The organism is Nocardia sp. NPDC058114, from assembly GCF_042884695.1.
Taxonomy (GTDB): Bacteria; Actinomycetota; Actinomycetes; order Mycobacteriales; family Mycobacteriaceae; genus Nocardia.
The window spans coordinates 36,707-54,916 of sequence record NZ_JBHVTK010000018.1; the positions used below are offsets into that span (position 1 = coordinate 36,707).

13 protein-coding genes are annotated in these 18,210 nt (G+C 65.8%); 3 read left to right on the forward strand and 10 right to left on the reverse strand.

From position 1 onward, the window contains the following. Positions 1-15: 15 nt before the first annotated feature. Both mycP and eccD read right to left on the reverse strand, forming a co-directional pair. Positions 16-1,434 (reverse strand): type VII secretion-associated serine protease mycosin, encoded by a 1,419-nt coding sequence (mycP, locus tag ACFVVI_RS34360; protein WP_378993601.1) that lies wholly within the window; start codon positions 1,432-1,434, stop codon positions 16-18. Further along, positions 1,431-2,897: a type VII secretion integral membrane protein EccD gene (gene eccD / locus ACFVVI_RS34365; RefSeq protein WP_378993600.1), complete on the reverse strand. Its 1,467-nt coding sequence runs from the start codon at positions 2,895-2,897 to the stop codon at positions 1,431-1,433. The genes mycP and eccD overlap by 4 nt, the downstream gene beginning before the upstream one ends. Positions 2,898-3,083: 186 nt before the next feature. On the opposite strand from eccD, the gene eccCa reads away from it, so the two are divergent. From eccCa to ACFVVI_RS34380, 3 genes are all read left to right on the forward strand, one after another. Further along, positions 3,084-7,121: a type VII secretion protein EccCa gene (eccCa, locus tag ACFVVI_RS34370; RefSeq protein WP_378993599.1), complete on the forward strand. Its 4,038-nt coding sequence runs from the start codon at positions 3,084-3,086 to the stop codon at positions 7,119-7,121. Beyond that, complete coding sequence (locus ACFVVI_RS34375; RefSeq protein WP_387449018.1) at positions 7,118-8,548, forward strand: type VII secretion-associated protein; 1,431 nt, start codon at positions 7,118-7,120, stop codon at positions 8,546-8,548. Before eccCa ends, ACFVVI_RS34375 begins: the two co-directional genes overlap by 4 nt. A gap of 82 nt (positions 8,549-8,630) precedes the next feature. Continuing rightward, positions 8,631-9,101: a hypothetical protein gene (locus tag ACFVVI_RS34380; protein ID WP_387449021.1), complete on the forward strand. Its 471-nt coding sequence runs from the start codon at positions 8,631-8,633 to the stop codon at positions 9,099-9,101. Positions 9,102-9,188: 87 nt separating this feature from the next. Here the strand turns inward: ACFVVI_RS34380 and ACFVVI_RS34385 are convergent, their stop codons facing one another. From ACFVVI_RS34385 to ACFVVI_RS34420, 8 genes are all read right to left on the reverse strand, one after another. Then, entirely contained in the window at positions 9,189-9,491 is a 303-nt protein-coding gene (locus ACFVVI_RS34385; protein ID WP_378868833.1) for a WXG100 family type VII secretion target, read from the reverse strand. 37 nt (positions 9,492-9,528) lie between these two features. Further along, positions 9,529-9,852, reverse strand: a complete 324-nt coding sequence (locus ACFVVI_RS34390) for a WXG100 family type VII secretion target (RefSeq protein ID WP_056818263.1) — start codon at positions 9,850-9,852, stop codon at positions 9,529-9,531. A gap of 330 nt (positions 9,853-10,182) precedes the next feature. Next, entirely contained in the window at positions 10,183-11,454 is a 1,272-nt protein-coding gene (locus tag ACFVVI_RS34395) for a hypothetical protein (RefSeq protein WP_387449024.1), read from the reverse strand. Between the two features lie 30 nt (positions 11,455-11,484). Beyond that, a complete protein-coding gene (locus tag ACFVVI_RS34400) occupies positions 11,485-12,654 on the reverse strand; it encodes a hypothetical protein (RefSeq protein WP_387449027.1) in 1,170 nt (389 codons plus the stop codon). A gap of 180 nt (positions 12,655-12,834) precedes the next feature. Then, positions 12,835-14,388, reverse strand: coding sequence for a serine/threonine-protein kinase (locus ACFVVI_RS34405; protein WP_387449030.1), 1,554 nt, complete (start codon positions 14,386-14,388; stop codon positions 12,835-12,837). Between the two features lie 93 nt (positions 14,389-14,481). Then, complete coding sequence (locus tag ACFVVI_RS34410) at positions 14,482-15,714, reverse strand: hypothetical protein (protein ID WP_387449032.1); 1,233 nt, start codon at positions 15,712-15,714, stop codon at positions 14,482-14,484. Further along, positions 15,711-16,904, reverse strand: coding sequence for a hypothetical protein (locus ACFVVI_RS34415; RefSeq protein WP_378993591.1), 1,194 nt, complete (start codon positions 16,902-16,904; stop codon positions 15,711-15,713). The genes ACFVVI_RS34410 and ACFVVI_RS34415 overlap by 4 nt, the downstream gene beginning before the upstream one ends. A 72-nt stretch (positions 16,905-16,976) precedes the next feature. Beyond that, entirely contained in the window at positions 16,977-18,176 is a 1,200-nt protein-coding gene (locus ACFVVI_RS34420) for a hypothetical protein (protein ID WP_387449035.1), read from the reverse strand. Positions 18,177-18,210: the final 34 nt, after the last annotated feature.

Consider the following 18,210-nt stretch of genomic DNA (forward strand, 5'->3'; position numbering starts at 1 on the left):
CTTTGGTCGAGCAGGTCAGAGATCGTCGGCCGACATCCCGAATTTGCGCCGGATCGGGAACGACGCCAAGACGCCGAGGACCAGGATCAGGCCGATGGCGCCGGAACCGATCAGCGCCACGTTGCGCGCGGTGTTGTCCGCGGGCGGTGGCGGTGCGGGCACCGCGAGCTGCAGGCTGCGCGCCGGGCTGGCCTGCTTCGGCGGAAGTTCCCTCGGCACTTCGTTGGTCAGCGCCGCGACGGGATCCACTGCGCCGTAACCGATGTACGGATTCCAGCCCTCTGCCGGTGCGTGGGCCGTGGCCTGCAACCGCTGGATGACCTGCTTGGCGGTCAGGTCCGGGAACCTGTCGCGCACCAGTGCGGCGACGCCTGCGACGTACGGCGAAGCGAAACTTGTTCCGCTGTAGGCCATGTACTTGCCCTGGTTGTCGTACTTGCCGTCGGAGATGCCGGCGGTCCTGGCATCGAGGGACGTAATGCCTTCTCCCGGTGCGGCAATGCCGACCCACGGACCGGGCACGGTGAACGACGACGGTGCGCCGTTGGCGCCGATGGAGCCGACCGAGAGCACATATTCGTCGTACCAGGCGGGATTCACATAGGTGCGGATCGTGCTCCACAGATCCTGTGCGGGCTTGAGCGGGTCCGGCCCGGGATTGCCCGACTTGCAGGCGTTGTCGGAGTTACCCGCCGAGCTGACGATCACCACGTCCTTCTCCAGCGCCGCGTACCGCACGGCCGCGCCGAGCGCGCCGAACGCCGCTTCGTTGGCCGGGGAACCGCTGTTGCAGGCGACGAGCGAGATGTTGATCACGCGGGCGCCGAAGTCGGCCGCCCGCCGGATCGCGCTCGCGAGTGAGGAGACCTTGCCGTAGCCCTCGGGGAAATCGTCGGGCCCCTTGTTCCGGCCCGCGCCCTCGGACTGATAGAGGGAGCTGGTCTGGCGAATGCTGAGGATGCGGGCCTCGGGCGCGACACCGGAGAAACCCTGGTTGTCGATCTTGGTCGCACCGATGATCCCGGCGACAACGGTGCCGTGCACGTCGCAGTCCTCGGTCCCGTTGCCGCCCGCGGCCACGTAGTCACCGCCCGCCCACAGATCGGGCAGGCGGGGATGGGGCTCCACGCCGGTGTCGATCACCGCGACGAGTTGTCCTGCGCCACGCGAGAATTCCCACGCCCGCTCCAGATCGAGGGAACGCTGGCTGGGAGGAATCACCGCCGTCGCGGTACTCGCCTGGGTGCGGAAGCACAGTCCGTTGGTACCGCTGCCGCGCTCGGTCTTGTCCGGCGGCGCGGCGGGATCTCCCGCGGGCAGCAGTCCGGGGTCGATGGCCGGCGGCCGGTCCGCGTGCGCTGTGCCGTAGAGACCGAATCCGGCGTTCAGACCGACGACCAGAGCAACGGCCGTCAGTCGAAAGCCGAGCCTCACAGCCCGCGAACCAGCGAGTAGAGATCGGCGACCCAGAACACCAGCGGCAGCACCGCGGCGACGAACGCGTACTCGAGCAGTTCGACGGCCCGGCGCATCGGCGGCGTCGCGGACTGGTTCGGCACGATCAGGCCCATCACCAGCGCCGAGATCAGAATCACCAGCGCGGCACCGAAAACGACCAGCGGCTGGCGCATTTCGAGCGCGACGCCGACCAGCATTATCAGCACGATCGACGAGCCACCCGCGATCAGCACGATGGCCTGCTCGGCGCCCGCGTAGGTGCGGCTGCGGAACATCAGTACCACCGCGCACACCAGCGCGAGCGAGATGCCGGGCCAGTAGGGATCTTCGGAGCCCGCGTCGGTCGCCAGCAGCGCGCCGGCGACGGTGACCAGCGTGGTCGCGCTGACCAGGCCGGCGAGGTAGTTGCGGGCCCGTTCCGACCGCGCCCGCAGGGCGTCGAGAGTCGGCAGGGCGCGGTGGTCGTCCGGATCGTCCTCGGTCGGATCGATCGGGGTGCCGGGGGAGGGGACCGGCGGCAACGGCAATTTGGCCAGCAGCATCGAAACACGCGGCGCGAGTGAGAGTCCGGCCAGACCGAGCGCGGCGACGACCGCGCCGATCGCCTTGACCGGCTGATCGGCGAGCAGCCCCACCAAGGCCGCGGGCACGCCGAACACCGAGACGGTCGCCGCGCCGATGAACAGCGCGAGGCCGATGCCGGTGACGCGCCAGGCGAGTACCGCGATGGAACCGAGCAGCGCGAATCCGAGCAGCAGATGCGCCGCCCCGTAGTGATCGGGCACCAGCAGCATGCCGCCGGTGAACGCGGTCGGCAGCGCGCAGCCGGCGAGCACGAGCGCGGCCGAGGCGTCGCGGTACATGCGGCTCAGCACCGTGCCCGCCACCACGCAGAGGATCGCGACGAACAATGCGAGCGACCCGGAAACCCAGAACGGCAACGCATCCGGCGCGGCCAGCAGGCCGAAGCAGCCGACCAGCATGGTGAGCGCGGCGAGCACCGAACCGGTGACGCGGGCGGTCTTCGGCGTCCAGCTGCGGTAGTGCTCGGCGTCGGCGACCGCGACGTTGTACATGATGTCGTCGAACAGGGGCGTCGGCGCCGCGTGGGAGGCGCTCTCCAGCATCAGCAGTTCGCCGTCGCGTACGCCTTGTTCGCCGAGGCTCAGCGAGTTCGAGAACGGGGGGTGGCCGATGCGGGCGAGCACCCATTCGGCGGGTTCGTAGCGTTCGCCGTCGTTGTCGAAATCATTCGAGCGGCTGTGCTGCGCGACCATGTCGACCACGCTGGGGATGACGAGGGCGACCGGCACATCCACCGGAATAGCCATGTCTACCTGCGTGTGCTTGGCCAGGATGGTTACTCGGGCAAGGTCCGGCGCGCGCACGATGCCGCGCGCGGAGTCCTCTTCCACATGATCGAGTCGCGCGTGCGTCAAAACTCCCCCAGTTCCGTCTCTACCTCGTGTTTCCGCTCGACCGCTCACACGGTCGACAGTTTGCGGAACCCACCGTTCGGACAGCAGAATGCCTGACGAACCATACGACATGTCGGCCGCGACCTCTACACTGAGCCCGTCGCGACGACAGATGAGCGAGTAGTCAAGCAGGGGGAGTCTTCGACCATGAGCACCGTCAGGTTCCAGCGCCGTGCCCGGCGCGAGATGCCGCGTACACCCGGCGGCGAGGTCACGCTGCAGCCGCCGCCGGAGATCCCGCGGATCACCCCGGGCAACCTGCTCGCGAAGCTGATGCCCGTCGTCATGGTCGTCGGCATGGTCGGCATGATGGCGCTGATGTTCACCCAGGGCAGCGGCATGCTGTCCAACCCGATGTCGATGATGTTCCCGATGATGATGATCATGTCGATGGTCACCATGTTCGGACAGGGTGGTGGCAAGGGCGCCAAGGCCGCTGAGGCCAACGAGGACCGCAAGGACTATCTGCGCTACCTCGATCAGGTCCGTAAAGACGTCGACGAGACCGCCAAGCAGCAGCGCGCCGCCGTCGAGTGGAGCCACCCCGAGCCCGGCCTGATCTGGATGCTCGCGGGCACCAGCCGGATGTGGGAGCGCCGCTCCGGCGACAAGGATTTCTGCCACGCGCGCATCGGTCTCGGCGGCCAGCGTCTGGCGACCAGGCTGGTAGCCCCCGAAACCGGCCCCGTCGAAGAGCTGGAGCCCATCGCCGCGGTGTCGCTGCGCCGTTTCGTGCGCGCGCATTCCACGGTTCCCGATCTGCCCACCGCCATCGCGGTGAAGGGCTTCGGCACCGTCGCCCTCGACGGCGACCGCGCCCAAGCGCGCGACATGACGCGCGCGATGTTGTTGCAGCTGTGCATGTTCCAGGCGCCCGACCAGGTGCTCGTGGCCGTGGTCTGTGGCCCGGACACCGCCCGCGAGTGGGAGTGGACCAAGTGGCTCCCGCACACCCAGCACCCCGATTCCCAGGACGGCATCGGCACCCAGCGCATGTTCTACGGCTCCATCCGCGAGGCGATGAGCGGCCTGCATCCGCTGCTCGGCAACCGGGTCCGCTACTCGCGTAACCAGCCGAACAACCCGAACATGGTGCACGTGGTGATCGTCGTCGACGGTGGCCTGCTCGAGGCCGAGGACGACCAGCTGCGTGAGTCCGGGTACGAGGGCGTCACCATCATCGACCTGTGCAATTACGCACCGCGCCTTGCCGTTTCGCGCGGCATCAAGATGGTCGTCGAAGACGGCGAGTGCCTCGGCCGCGGCGCCACCGGCAACCAGGAACGCTTCGCCACCATCGACCGGGTCAGCGCCGAGCAGGCCCAGCAGCTGGCCCGCAGGCTCGCGCCCTACCGCGCGGCCACCCAGCGCAGCAGCGATGTCGAGACCGACGAGACCGAGACGATCTCCACCTGGTCGCAGCTGATGAACCTGGGCGATATCGGCAACTTCAACCCGGCCAGCGCCTGGCGTCCCCGCTACGGCCGCGAGCGTCTGCGCGTGCCGTTCGGCATCGGCGCCGACGGTGCACCGGTGGAGCTCGACATCAAGGAAGCCGCCGAGAACGGCATGGGCCCGCACGGCCTGTGCATCGGCGCGACCGGTTCCGGTAAGTCGGAATTCCTGCGCACCCTGGTGCTCAGCCTGCTCGCCACCCACTCGCCCGACCAGCTCAACCTGGTCCTCGTCGACTTCAAGGGTGGTGCGACGTTCCTCGGCCTGGACGGCGTTCCGCACGTCGCCGCGGTGATCACCAACCTCGAGGACGAAGCCGACCTCGTCGACCGTATGAAGGACGCGCTGGCGGGCGAGATGAACCGCCGCCAGGAAGTCCTGCGCCAGGCCGGTAACTTCGCCAACGTCTCCGAATACGAGAAGGCCCGCGCCGCCGGTGCCGACCTCGACCCGCTGCCCGCACTGTTCGTCGTGCTCGACGAGTTCTCCGAACTGCTCACCCAGCACCCCGACTTCGCCGAACTGTTCGTGATGATCGGCCGCCTGGGCCGCTCGCTGCAGGTCCACCTCCTGCTCGCCTCGCAGCGTCTGGAAGAGGGCAAGCTCAAGGGCCTGGAATCGCACCTGTCCTACCGCATCGGCCTGAAGACCTTCTCCGCCAACGAGTCCCGCCAGGTCCTCGGCGTCCCCGACGCCTACAACCTGCCGAGCACCCCCGGTGGCGGTTACCTGAAGTCCGACTCGGGTGAGATCCAGCGCTTCCAGGCCTCGTACGTGTCGGGTCCCTATGTCGGTGGCGGTTCGGCCCGCGAGGTCACCAGCGCCGGCATCGTCGGCGGCGAGATCGACGTCAACGCCCGGCCTTTCGCGGCGACCCACGTCGGCTTCCGCGCCGCCGATCGGGTTCCGCTGCCGGTGGAAGCCGAGTTCGAGCCGGAGCCGGTCGGCGACGACAACGAGCAGATGTCGAACCTGAACATGCTGGTCTCGCGCATCTCGGGCCACGGCCGACCTGCCCACGAGATCTGGTTGCCGCCGCTCGAGGAAGCGCCGACCATGGATCAGCTCGTGCCGCGCTCGATCCTCACCGGCGAATTCGCCGCGATCGCCACCCTGCGTGCCCCCATGGGCATCGTCGACCGCCCCTACGATCAGCGCCGCGACCCGTTCGTGGTCGACCTGTCCGGTTCGCGAGGCAATGTCGCGATCGTCGGCGGTCCGCAGTCGGGTAAGTCGACCGCCCTGCGTTCGATGATCATGGCGATGGCGTTGACCCACACCGCCGAGCAGGTGCAGTTCTACTGCCTCGACTTCGGTGGTGGCACGTTGACCAGCCTGCAGGGTCTGCCGCACGTCGGTTCGGTGGCAAGCCGCCTCGACGAGGACCAGGTCCGGCGCACCGTCGCCGAGATGACCACGATCGTTCGCACCCGTGAGGCGAAGTTCCGTCAGCTCGGCATCGAGTCGATGGTCGAGTTCCGTCGTCTGCGTTCGATGGACCCGGCGTCGAGCCCGGCTGCCCAGGGCGCGCACGAGGATCCGTTCGGTGACGTGTTCCTGGTGATCGATGGCTACGGCTCGATCCGCCAGGACTTCGACGCGCTCGAGCAGGTCATCATGAACCTTGCGGTGCAGGGTCTTTCGTATGGCGTGCACGTGGTGATCGCGCTCGCCCGCTGGGCGGAAGCCCGCCCCGCGCTCAAGGACCAGATCGGCACCCGCATCGAGCTGCGCCTCGGCGATCCGATGGATTCCGACCTCGGCCGCAAGTTCGCGTCGCTGGTTCCGCAGGGTCGTCCCGGCCGCGGTATGACCGCCGAGTGCCTGCACATGCTCACCGCGCTGCCGCGGATCGACGGCTCCGCCGATCCGTCCAATCTGGGCCAAGCGGTGTCGTCCGCGGTCGAGACGATCGCCCGGATGACGCCGGGCCGTCCCGCGCCGCAGGTCCGCATGCTGCCCGATCAGCTGCCCCGCGAACAGCTGCTGTACCTGGCGGGCAACTGGCCCTCGCGGGTCGATCCGGCGACCAAGTGCCTGCGAATCCCGATCGGTATCAACGAGGCCGAGCTCGCTCCGGTCTACATCGATTTCGCGGAAAGCCCGCACTTCATCATCATCGGCGACTCCGAGTCCGGTAAGACCACGCTGTTGCGCTCGATCATCGAGGGCATCGCCGCGTCGAACACCCCGAATGAGGCACGGTTCATCGTCGGCGACTACCGCCGCTCGATGCTGGGCATCATCCCCGAGGGTTACCAGGCCGGATACGGTTCCACCGCACCGCAATTCACCCAGAACATGGCCGACCTCGCGGCGTATGTCGCCAAGCGAACCCCCGGTCCCGAGGTGACGCCACAGCAGTTGCGTGAGCGTTCGTGGTGGACCGGTCCCGAGCTGTATGTGCTCGTCGACGACTACGACCTGGTGGCCACCTCGTCGGGCAACCCGGTCTCGGCACTCGTCGAGCATCTGCCGCACGCTCGCGACCTCGGCTTCCACCTGATCATCGCTCGCCGCTCCGGCGGAGCCAGCCGCGCCATGTACGAGGCGACGCTGGCCCGGATGAAGGACCTCGGTTCGGCCGCACTGGTGATGAGCTGCAGCAAAGACGAAGGCGTCATGGTCGGTACCACGCGTCCCGGCCCTAAACCCGCCGGGCGTGGCACCTTCGTCACGCGTAACACCGAGGGCCTGGTCCAGACCGCCTGGATGCCGCAACCGGAATGACCGTCGTCGAGCTCGTTGTCAGCGAAGCCAAAGTGTGGGCGCGTGGCGCCACCACCCACTGGGATGTCGCGCCGTCGGTTGTCTTGGGCAGCAACGGTTCCGATCTCGTCGTCGGTGAGCCGCTGACCCCGCCCACCCAGGCGGTGTCGGTGGTGCAGTACCTGGCCGGCGGTGTACTCGCGCTGCCACCTCGGATGCCGACGGTGGGCCAAGCCCTGTCCGCGCTGCTCGCGGCGATCATGGACACTCTGCGGGTGACGCCGCTGTGTGGGCAGATCGTCGTCGTGCATCCCACCTCGTGGGGGCAACCCGAACTCGATCTGTTCGGCACCGCCGCACAACAATTCACCCACGAGGTGACGTTCGAGGCCTGTGCACTGCGGGCCTCGGCCGTCGATGTCACCGCCAGTCGTAGCCGCCGCACCGCGATCATCGAGTTCGGCATGCTGTCGACCTCGGCTTCGTCGGTCACCTACGACACGTACGGCACCCACGTCGAGGCGGTCGAGGTCGAACCGAACCTGGCGGCCTCGGAACTCGCCGACGAGGAAGGCTTCGGCCGGCTCACGGCACTTCTCGGCCGGCTGCTCGCCGATCGCCCCGCCGACGTCGTCCAGGTGTTCGGTGCCACCGATCCGGCGGTACTGGCCTCGGTCACCGCAGCAGTCGAAAGTGCGTGCGGCGCAGGCGTTCCTGTCAGTCCGCTCACCGGAACAGACCTGGCGCGACCTACTCAGAAGACCCCCGCCTACACGCCGAACATCCCGCCCGCGGCCGAGTGGATGCAGCCCCTGCGTGAACGTGCCGCGGCGACCAACCCGGTCGATCGCCGCCCGCTCTACATCGGCGCCGCGGCTCTCGCCGCTGTCGTCGCAGCGGCAGCGATCGGTGGGTTCTTCCTGTTCGGATCCGGCGACCAACAGGCCACGGCCGCCGTCGCGACCACCTCGGCCCCCGTGGTGACGAGCGCAGCACCCCAGCCCACATCGGCGAAGCCGAAGCCGAAACCCACCACCGAGACGGTCGGCCGAGTCGTCATCGAGATCCCTGCGGGCTGGCACCGCACCACGGCCACCGAGGCCCGCGCCGACCTCGTCCCCGACGAGGCGGCCCGCCACCGCATCACCATCACCCAGAAGCCGGTCACCCCCGGTGCCGGCTACGACGAGGTCGCCGCCGACCTCAGCGCCCAAATCGCCAAAAAGCCCGCAGGCACCGTCACCCCGGTGCGCCGAGACGTAGTCTTCGCCGGCCGCCCCGGACTCTCCTACGAAGAGCGTCCCGCCGACGGGTCAACGGTTCGCTGGCAGGTCCTCGTCGAACGCGGAGTCCAGGTCAGCATCGGCTGCCAGTACGCCGAAAATGGTTGGGCCGGTGTGATGTCCGCCTGCGAGCAGGTCGTCGGAGGCGTCCACGTCGGGCCATGAGCCGCATCCTCTTCGCTGCGCTCCTGGCGTCCTGCACGCTGGCATGTACCCCGGCCGACCTGTCGACCTCCAGCACGCCCTCGTGCCCGACGGACGTTCCTTCGGCTACCACGGCCAACACCGCCGGCTTCACCATCCACGCCCCCAACTCCCGGGCTGGTCGACCCAGCCGGTCGAAGGTGGTGGTCTCGTCCTCCACCGTTTCGAGACCATCGAAGGCGCCGACCCACCCTTCGGCATGGCCACGGTCACCGTCACCACCTTCAGCCCCGCGAATACCGCCGACGCCGCGAGCAACACTCTTCAGATCCTGCGCCCCCACGAATCCGACTGGCACCGAACACGTTCCGAAGAGGTGCGGATCTGCGGCACCCCCGCCCACCTCACCGCCGGAACCACCGCCAACTCCCACCACGACTATCTGGAGTTCGCCTACCCGGTGGGCGACAAGTTCTACCCCATCCAAATAACCACCCAAACCCCCATCACCAACGTCCCCCGCTACCGCTCGGATCTGGACACGATCCTCAGCGGTGTGCGGATCAGCGGGTAGTAGTCATCTCACGACCAGGTAGCCCGGCCTGCTCGTGAGACAAGTCAGGCCCCGGCTGAGCCGGGGCCTGACTGGCATGGTGCTGGATCAGAACAGACCCGCGAGAGCGGTGTCGGTGCCCTGCAGATCCGAGTTGCCCTGGGCGACAAGCGTACCGGCGCCCTCGAGGGTCGTGTTCAGCTGCTGAACATGGGTGTTCCACTGGGTCTGCAGCTCGGTGAACGAGTCGTTCGCGTCACCCTTCCAGTTGTTGGTCACGAAGTCGGTGACCGTCTTGTGGAAGTCTTCCAGCAGGTTCATGACGTTGCGCGCTTCGGTAACGATCGCCTGGGCGCCGGCCTCGACTTCGCCGAAATTCGCGGAAATCCGAGTGGGGTCGTTGGCAGCCATCTGAGCTCCTATTCTGAGAGTTTGGTTCGAGGGTGAGTCAGAGCGCGGGCAGGTCGAGGCTGGAGACCTGAGCCTTCACCTGCTGGGCGAAGTCGGTGTCCTGCTCTTCGTACTGGGAACCGGCCTTGACCAGCTTCTCGGAGGTTTCGAGCAGCTTGTCGTTGAGCTTGTCGGCCTGGAAGTAGTAGCGCTCCATGAAGGAGTCGAACGCGGTGCGCGCTCCACCGCTCCACGTGGCGGTGGTCTGGTCTTCCTTGGCCTTGAGAGTGCGGATCGCCGTCATCAGGTCGAGGTGCCTCTGCTTGATGTCCTTCGCGAACTCGCCGATTTTCTCGTTGCTCGCGTCGAGCTGTCCTGCCATGTTGGCTTCCTTTCGGGTTCGATCCTGGCTGCTGCGGTCTGGGATCGTTTTCCCAGTTCATATACTTGGACGCTGCCCGACCTCGATCGGTTCCATCCAATTGCCAGAAAGTTTGGTTTCAGTGCAGACTCCGGTCGCGCGCACCTGCATGGTGCGGCGTTCGACCTGGTCAGCGGCCGGTTCCCGGTCGTACAAGCCGACGCGGACCGATCCCAGTAGCCAGCCCCTGCCCCCCTCCTCCCCCTGTGCTGACCGTTCGACGGTAAGTGGGCTGGCTCGCATCACCATACCGAAACGACAGGGATGACGCGATCACTCCATACATGTGCACTACTGACTGTTGGCGAGCACGGCGTACTGGGCTGCTGCGCGCTGTTGGGAGTCCTGCGGCTGAGTGCTCCACACCGTGCCGATGTAGTTGCGGTAGCGGACAACACAGAGGAAGTACTTAACCTTCGACCCTGGCTTGGGTTCGTCGGCACACTTCGAGTCAGGGACACCGGTCGGCGTCAGCGCAGGGTCCGGCTTGGCGGCAAGACCGGACCACAGGGCTTTCGCCGAGTCTTCGTCCTTACTGCGATAGATGATGGCCCCGTCGAGTAGCTGGCTCGAGCCGGTACCGAAACCTTGCGCAATCCCCTTGGTGTTGAAGCTGTAGGTTTGTCCGGAGTAGGCCTGACCCATCGTCACAAATTCGACGTTGCCGGCGGCGTACAGTTTCTTGGCAGCTTCGCGGTCGGTCTGCAAATGCAAGAAGCCCTGAACGGTGTTGGTGGCCAACCCTCCCAGCGCCGGAACTCCGAGCTTGTCCGGGTTCAGTACGCGACGCTTCATGTCTTCCGGATCGAGTTCAGTGCGCATGACCTCCTCGGGTGACAGCGGCGGGAGCGAGTCCAGCATGGGAAGTTGGGCGGTGTAGGTCTTCTCCACCAATGAGGTGAGCAGCGGCAGATCGGCGCTTGCCGTCGAAACGAAAACGCTCACCGTATAGTTGCCGTGCGCGGCGGTCGACCCGATTGTCGGCGTCCCAGGGCGCCAATGTGCGTACGCGGCAGGGTATTTGCCGATCGGAACCCGCTTGTTTTCCTCCGGATTGATCTCGAAGTCAACCGCTTCGAACTCGCGCGCGGCGGTATCCGCTGCATCGGTGCTCGGAAATTGGAGGACGGTAACGGTGAGCAAAGTTGCAGAGGCCGGAGACTTTTCGAAGGCTACGACCTCGGTATCGCTGCTGCCGGAGATGAATCCGAACTGCATCTTGTGCCGCTCGGCGACTCCACGGCTCGGTTCCGCCATGGATTGGGCGACATCCTCGGGCTTCAGAACTTCCTGGACGCCTGTCCCGTAGCGCAGCTTTGGATCGACGTCGTTGCCGATCACAACGTGATCGCTGAGGCGGGTGATGGCCAAGCTCTTTCCGCTTCGGACCGAGTGCGAGAATTTGTAGTACGAGTCGAGTGGCTCAGTAGGGTATTTTCCCACTTCGAGTTTACGGACATCGATTTCGCCTGCCGTCGAATCTCCCGTCACGGTCTGCCCGCACCCACTGACCGCAAGGACCGTCAGGGCGATCGCGACTTTTCTGATGCCTCTGATTTTCATCGCTATGTCTCCAAGTCCTCTTCTGGATCCCTACTTGGCCTTGGCGGCGAGCATGGCGTACTGGGCAGAGATTCGCTGCTGGGCATCGATCAGCTGGTTGGAGCGCGCTTCGATGACGTAGCGGCCGTAAGCGACGGTGCAGTGAAATCTCATTGTGAGGGAGTCTTTGACCTTCAGTTCGTTACACTGGGCTGCGGGTAAGCCTTTTGGTGAGCCTGCTGACCGTAGTTTCTTGTTCAGTGCACTGTGCTCATCGCTGAGGAGCTCTGCGCCCTTCTCGTCTTTGGTCTGATAGAGCTCGGTGGCATTGATGCCGAGCCATTCCACGCCAGCTGTTTCGAAGAGCTTCCTGTCGCTCTCCGGTGTGGTGGTGATGTGCAACGCGCCTTGTTGGTTGTAGATACCAGGGGGGTTCTTCTGTGATTCTTCGCCTTGGCGAGCAAGCGAATGTCCGAGAAGTTGATCGTGGTCGAGTTCCACGTCGGTCAATTTGCCGACAGCTGTTGGATCAAATTTGTCTACACGAGGCTGAATGGTCGACCAGTTCTTCGTTGCCATAGAAGTCATTGCACCGAGGTCGGTCGTCCCGACTTCGATTTTTGCGTAGTCTTTGATAGTGGTATATACGACGAGCTGCTTGTATGCCTTGAAGGTGAACAGTTCTTGTCGATCCGGCTGCCAGAATGCATGTTCATCGGCAAATCCGGGGATCTGAACAGCGACTCGACCTTCTTTTTTCGCACGTTGACTGCGTGCCAGCGCATCTGCCGCGGCGGATGCCGATGCCTCGCTGTCAAAAATCATCGCCGCGTTCGAAAGGGTCTCGGCGATGAGAATGTCGTCGTGTGATTGTGCCCAGCTGTAGAATCCGCCGACAAATCCGGGCGCGTCTTCCGCGAAGGTGTCACCGACCGTGTATATGCGCTCGATGAACCCGTAGACAGAGTTCGAATCCATCCCGGATTGATATTTGAATCTGCTGTCGACTTCGAATGGAGTGGGCAGATAGTTACCGAGGCGTTGGCCTTCGGTCAGACGAGCTCGGTCGATATTCTGTTTACCGATCGTGCGTGGAGCCGTCGCATAGCTTCCGATGTCGAGTGCCGAAATGTCGACAGGCGCAGGCTGTTCGACCTCAGGTGCCTCGTCCGAACTACATCCGGAAATTCCGAATGTAATCAGAGCAAGGCTCGCTGCCACAAATGTCGATGGTGCCCGCATTGATCCCCTCCAGTGGTCTATACGCAGGTGGAGGACATGCCAATCAGAGCTTGATCCCCCGGCGACGAGCGTGTTGGTCCCTAGCCGACCGTCAGCATCGCACGCGTCAACATAGCATCTCGAGCGGAGGGGAGACGACCCAGATCGTCGAGGCCTGGTTCACTTGATCCTGTTGCGCAGCACCGGCACCAGCTTCTGGATCAGCACTTGCTCGGAGTTCTCCGACCAGTTACGGATGGCGGATATGGTCGCTGGATCATCGACGGGGATGACGGTTGCCCTGGATCGCGCGAGATCGTCGGGCAGGCCCGAAAGCCCGCCACCACCAGCCTTTTCGTCGCTACGAACGGCAAGAATGTAGGTATTGTCGTCGGCTTTGACCCGATCGAATACGCCATCCATCGGGCGGGGCGACACTTCGTCGGCGCGCTTTGTGTACTCGAGGTTGTAGACGAAGCCGAGGTCCTGCAGAAACGTCGTCTGTGGAGTGGTGCCGAGATATATTGCCATTTCGCGGTTCGAGAGTACGTCGACCATAGTGATCGTTTTGCCGGCGAAGCCGGGGTTTTCAACGCGTGCTTTTTCCCGCGGAGTTTGCGCCGCAGACGGCGCGGCAGCGGACGTGGGCGAGGTTCCCGGGCTACCGCCCGAGTCGCTGGTCGCCCAGATGCCGACTCCGGCCGCCAACGCGACGACAACCGCCGCTGCCGCACCGATGAGCGCGAACCGCCTGCTCTTCGGGCGCTCGGGCTGAGCCGGTGGGGTCTGGTAGATGCCCGACGGCGCGGAATACGACGTGCGGGGATCGGTGTTCGGTCGCGGATCGGGCACCTGGATCGGGTACGTCGGCGAAGTGTTGTGGCCCGTCGGATTGAATCCGGGGACGAGCGCGTTCGATGCGGCATCGGTGAATTCGCGGCAGGTGGCGAAACGTTCGGCGGGGTTTTTGGCCATCGCGCGGGCGAAGACGTGGTCGATGGCGTGGGGGAGGCCGGGGCGGACTCGGGTTGCCTGGGGTGGGGGCTCGTGGAGGTGGCCCATCATGACCATGGCGGGTTGGGCTGCGGGATAAGGGTTTTGGCCGGTCAGGAGTTTGTAGAAGGCGCAGGCGAGGCTGTAGATGTCGGCGCGGTGGTCGAGGACGGCGCCGCTGAGTTGTTCCGGCGGGGCGTAGGCGATGGTGGCGAGGAAGCTGCCGGTCTGGGTGAGTTCGGTGGCGTCGTCGGTGGACTTCGCGACACCGAAGTCGGTGAGCAGGACGCGTTCCTCTTCGCCGTCGCTGCTCGACAGCAGGAAGTTGGCGGGCTTGACGTCGCGGTGCAGCAGGCCGCGGCGGTGGGCGTAGTCCAGGCCCTTGCCCACCTCGCTGGTGATGCGAAGGGCGCGCAGCGGGGTCATGGAGTGCGGGTCGCGGGCCAGTTCGGCAGCGGCGTCGGTGCCGTCCACGTACTGCATGGCGATCCACAGCTGGCCGTGCTCTTCACCGCGGTTGTAGACCGAGACGATGTTGTTGTGGTCGAGGCCGGCGGCGAGATTGGCCTCGCGCTCGAAGCGGGCACGGAACTCGGGGTCGCGGCTGAGTTCGGCGCTGAGCACCTTCAGGGCGTCCATCCGCGGCAGGCTGGGATGTTTGGCCAGGTAAACCGTGCCCATGCCGCCGGCACCGAGTACCCGCTGCACGCGGTACCCGCCGACGATGGTGCCGTGGCTCATCACCATCTTTTACGATCTCCTGACTCAATGCCGCACACTGCCGCTTTCCCGGCTGGAGCATATAGGACTCCGTAGGGGTCGGCCGGTGTGGGATTATCGGCTGTTGGCGAATAGTGCATATTGCGCGGCCGCACGTTGATGGGCATCCAAAAGCTGGTTGCCGCTGACTATTCCGACGTATTCGTTGTAGGCGAGGATGCAGCTGAAGCGTTTCGCCGCGCCGGTGCGTTTGTTCTCCACGCAGGCGGTGTCGGGGAGGTTGGGTGGGTTGGCGGCTTCGGTTTCTACCTGCCAGAGGAACATCTTCTCGGTGACCGCGCGGCGGGCGGTCTGCTCGTCGGGAGTGCGCACGGCGATCGAGCCCCAGGACAGGGCCACCTGCTGGGCGCTCATCTTGGTGAGCTGCTCGTCGATGTAGTGGCGATCGGTGGGGAGCTGGTCGCCCGCGTAGTGCAGGATGCCGTGTTTGCCGGTGACCACGTAGTAGCCCGAGCCCTCGGGGTTGGCCAGCTGGTCGGGGTTGAGGGTGCGCATCAGCAGGTGGTCGGGGTCCCACGGCAGCGTCATGACCTCTTCGTCGGTGAGCGGCGTGGTTTCGGCGAGTGCCGCGATCTGCTCGGTGAGGGCGTTCGCGGCGAGGGTGGTGAGCGCTTGCTGGTCGGGGGTAGGCACCGAGAGCAGGAAGGCGATCACGTACGGGCCGTGGGGGAGCACGGTGCGCAGGAAGGGTGAGTCGGGACGCCAATGCGACAGGGCCGCAGGGTGTCCGGGGATGGCAACGGGTTGGTTGCGGCCTTCCTTCATGGCGAAGTCGGTGTCGTAGAACTCTTTCGCGGCGGCGGTCGCGCGGTCCGCGTCGGGGAACTGCAGGACCATGGTGGTGGCGGTGAGTCTGTTGTCGGCCTTCTTCGTCGGCCAGTCACCGTAGGTTTCGACCCGCGAATCCTTGGCGGCGCCATTGGATTCGAAGCCGTAGAGCATCTTGTACTTCTTGGCGATCGCCGACATCGCCGGCTCGTCGCCGAGCGCGGAGGGCATCACGCCGGCGGAGACGGTGGTCGCGCGTTTGCCGTAGGTCATCTGGGCGTCGACGTCGCGGGAGTTGATCACATAGTCGGCGATCCGCATCGCCGCTACCTCGTACATCTCGTAGAACGGCGGGACCGGGTCGTCGTCGTGGGCGTTGACCGGCTCGGTCGGGTACGAGCCGACGTCGAGGCTGCGAACATCCATCTCGGCCGGCAGCGCCTGCCCGGACAGGGTGGAGCCGCACGCGGTCAGGACGGTGGCCAGCGCGGCGGCCAGCACGGCGGATCGGATTGTCATTTCGCGTTCACCAACAATGCGTACTGGGCCGAGATCCGCTGCTGGGCGTCGAGGAGCTGGTTCGACCAGACGTAGGCGGCGTAGCGGTCGTAGGACACCGCGCAATAGAAGCGGATCGCGATCCGTTGTTTCCTGCCGATGTATTCCTTGCACTGGGCGCTCGGCAGGTTCTTCGGTGCGGCGGAGGCGGTGAATTTGCGGGTGACGCCGCCGAGCTCGTCGCGGACACCCTGGGCGCCGGCGATGTCGCGGGCGCGGTAGACCTCGGCGCCGTCGTTGGCGTAGAGGTCGATGCCGTAGTCGTCGATCATCTTCGCGGCGCTCACCGGGTCGGAGAGGAAGTGGCGGGCGGTGCGGCCCGCGTAGACGCCGGGTGGGTTGATCCAGGAATCCTCGCGGGGGCGGGGCGCGGTGCGGCCGAGCATCCCGTCGCGATCGCGCTGCAGGGTCATCAGTTCGGTGCTGGGGGTGGGGGTGAATTTCGCGACGGCGGGGACGATGGTGTCGAGGCTCTTGCGGGTGAGGTCGAGCAGCGCTTGCTTGTCGACCTTCTCCAGCCAGATCTTCAGGTAGTCGTAGAACCAGGTGTAGATCACCAGATGACCGGTGGCGAACCAGGACCCGATCGACTGCTGATCGGGCTGCCAGTGCGCGATCGCCGCGGGATAACCGGGAATCTCGATGCGCTGGTTGTTCGGGGCGTAGCCGAAATCGAGTTTCTCCAGCTCGGCCGCGGCGGTGGTGGCCTTCTGCGCGTCGGGGAAGATCATCACCGCGTTCACCATGTCCAGGCCCATGTTGCTGGGCTTCGTCTCCGCCGAGCTCACGAATCCGCCGATGAAATCGGGGGCGACCTCGGCGAACCGGTCGACGGCCATGATCTTGCCGAGCGCGGCTTCGGCGTCGAGGAACACCGACGCGATCGACGGATTGGTGTGGATGAATCGTGGATCGATATCGGCGGGCGTCGGTACGAAGTCGCCGAGGCGTTCGGCCTCGATGAAGCGGCCCTGGTCCAGGTTCGCGACCGTCCCGACCTGGCGGGGCTGGGTCGGATAGTTGCCGACGTCGAGAGTGGCGAGGTCCACCGGGGCGTCGGTGGCGGCGATCTCGTCGGGACCACCGCAGGCCGTGACGACAGTGGTCAACAGTGCGGTCGCCAGGACACAGACGACTTTGGTGGCTCGCAACTCATTTCCTCCCCGAAACGATCGTCGGCGAGATCCTACGTCACCGCAATCGAGGAGTGGGGCCGAGCGAACTCACAAGCTGTTGGCCAGCAGGGCGTACTGGGCGGTGATTTTCTGGCGGACCTCGGGCTCACCGTCGGCGCTGACCATGGCCAGATAGCGCTTGTAGGCGACATAGCAGCGGTAGACGTAGTCGTCTTCTTTGTTGCCGTTGTCGTTGAGTTTCAGGCAGGTCGCGGTGGGGACGTCGGCGGGGGCGGTGATCGGGTCGTAGTGGCCCGCCGAATCGATCAGGCCCTGCATGAGCGATTGCGCGGCGGACTGGTCGCGTACCCGCGTGACGGAGCCGCCCTCGACCACCGCGTGGGCTTCCACTCCTGTTGCGTCGACCAGGTTCTGGCGGGTGGTGAGGTTGGCTGCCTTGTTGACGAGATGCTCAGGAGCATAGGAGGCGAACGAGTACTGGCCGGGGCGCATGGCGGCGCGGTCGTCGACGACCGCACGGGCCAGGAGTCCGGCGGGGTCTACCGGGAGGTCGGAGATCTTCTCGGTGGGCGTGGGGTCGAACTTCGCGAGCTGGGCGAGTTCGGCGGCGAGATTCTTGTCGACCCAGGAAGTGAGGTCGGTCGCGTCGGCCCGTGGCCGCTGGATGAACAGCGAGATCACGAACTCTTCGTGGGCGAGGAAGGCGCCGATGGTGGGCACGCCGGGGCGCCAATGCAGGTAGGCGTCAGGGTATTCGGTGGAGGCGAGTTTGCGGTTGTCGGGGGAGACGGCCAGGTCGACGTCCTCGAGTTCCCGCGCGGCGAGGGTGGCGGCCGCCGCGGTGGGGAAGCGGAACAGCGCTGTGGTCAGCGCGGTCGCGTCGGGACCGGGACGGGTCTGGCCGTCGGGATCTGCCTTGTCGGCGCCGAGCGCGACATAGCCGGTGACGAACTTGCGGTTCTCCAGAACAGGTTTGGAGACGTTGGCGACGAAATCCAGCGCGCGTTCGATATCGGGGACGATCACGCCGCCGCGTCCGTGCGAGAGCGACGGATCGATCCGCACCGCGGGCACCACGGCGGCCGACATCCGCGCACCCTCGACGATCGCGCCTCTGTCGCCCGCGGTGTCGGTGTAGCCGTGCCGGTCGGTGGCGAAGGTCCCGGTCTCCAGGCCGCGCACATCGGGCTCACCGGCGACGGCTGTGCCGTTGACGGCACAGCCGGACAGGACGATCAGAGCCCCACCCCAGGCGAGCGCGATGCGAATTCTGGTCGAATCGATCATCAGGTTCCCCTCGATGTTCCTCCCGCGACACCTA

What these genes read in the sequence shown, in the direction of transcription:
- eccCa (WP_378993599.1), top strand. Translation starts at nt 3,084, where the DNA reads ATGAGCACCGTCAGGTTCCAGCGCCGTGCCCGGCGCGAGATGCCGCGT.
- ACFVVI_RS34375 (WP_387449018.1), top strand. Translation starts at nt 7,118, where the DNA reads ATGACCGTCGTCGAGCTCGTTGTCAGCGAAGCCAAAGTGTGGGCGCGT.
- ACFVVI_RS34385 (WP_378868833.1), bottom strand. Translation starts at nt 9,491, where the DNA reads ATGGCTGCCAACGACCCCACTCGGATTTCCGCGAATTTCGGCGAAGTC.
- ACFVVI_RS34390 (WP_056818263.1), bottom strand. Translation starts at nt 9,852, where the DNA reads ATGGCAGGACAGCTCGACGCGAGCAACGAGAAAATCGGCGAGTTCGCG.
- ACFVVI_RS34395 (WP_387449024.1), bottom strand. Translation starts at nt 11,454, where the DNA reads ATGAAAATCAGAGGCATCAGAAAAGTCGCGATCGCCCTGACGGTCCTT.
- ACFVVI_RS34405 (WP_387449030.1), bottom strand. Translation starts at nt 14,388, where the DNA reads ATGAGCCACGGCACCATCGTCGGCGGGTACCGCGTGCAGCGGGTACTC.
- ACFVVI_RS34410 (WP_387449032.1), bottom strand. Translation starts at nt 15,714, where the DNA reads ATGACAATCCGATCCGCCGTGCTGGCCGCCGCGCTGGCCACCGTCCTG.
- ACFVVI_RS34420 (WP_387449035.1), bottom strand. Translation starts at nt 18,176, where the DNA reads ATGATCGATTCGACCAGAATTCGCATCGCGCTCGCCTGGGGTGGGGCT.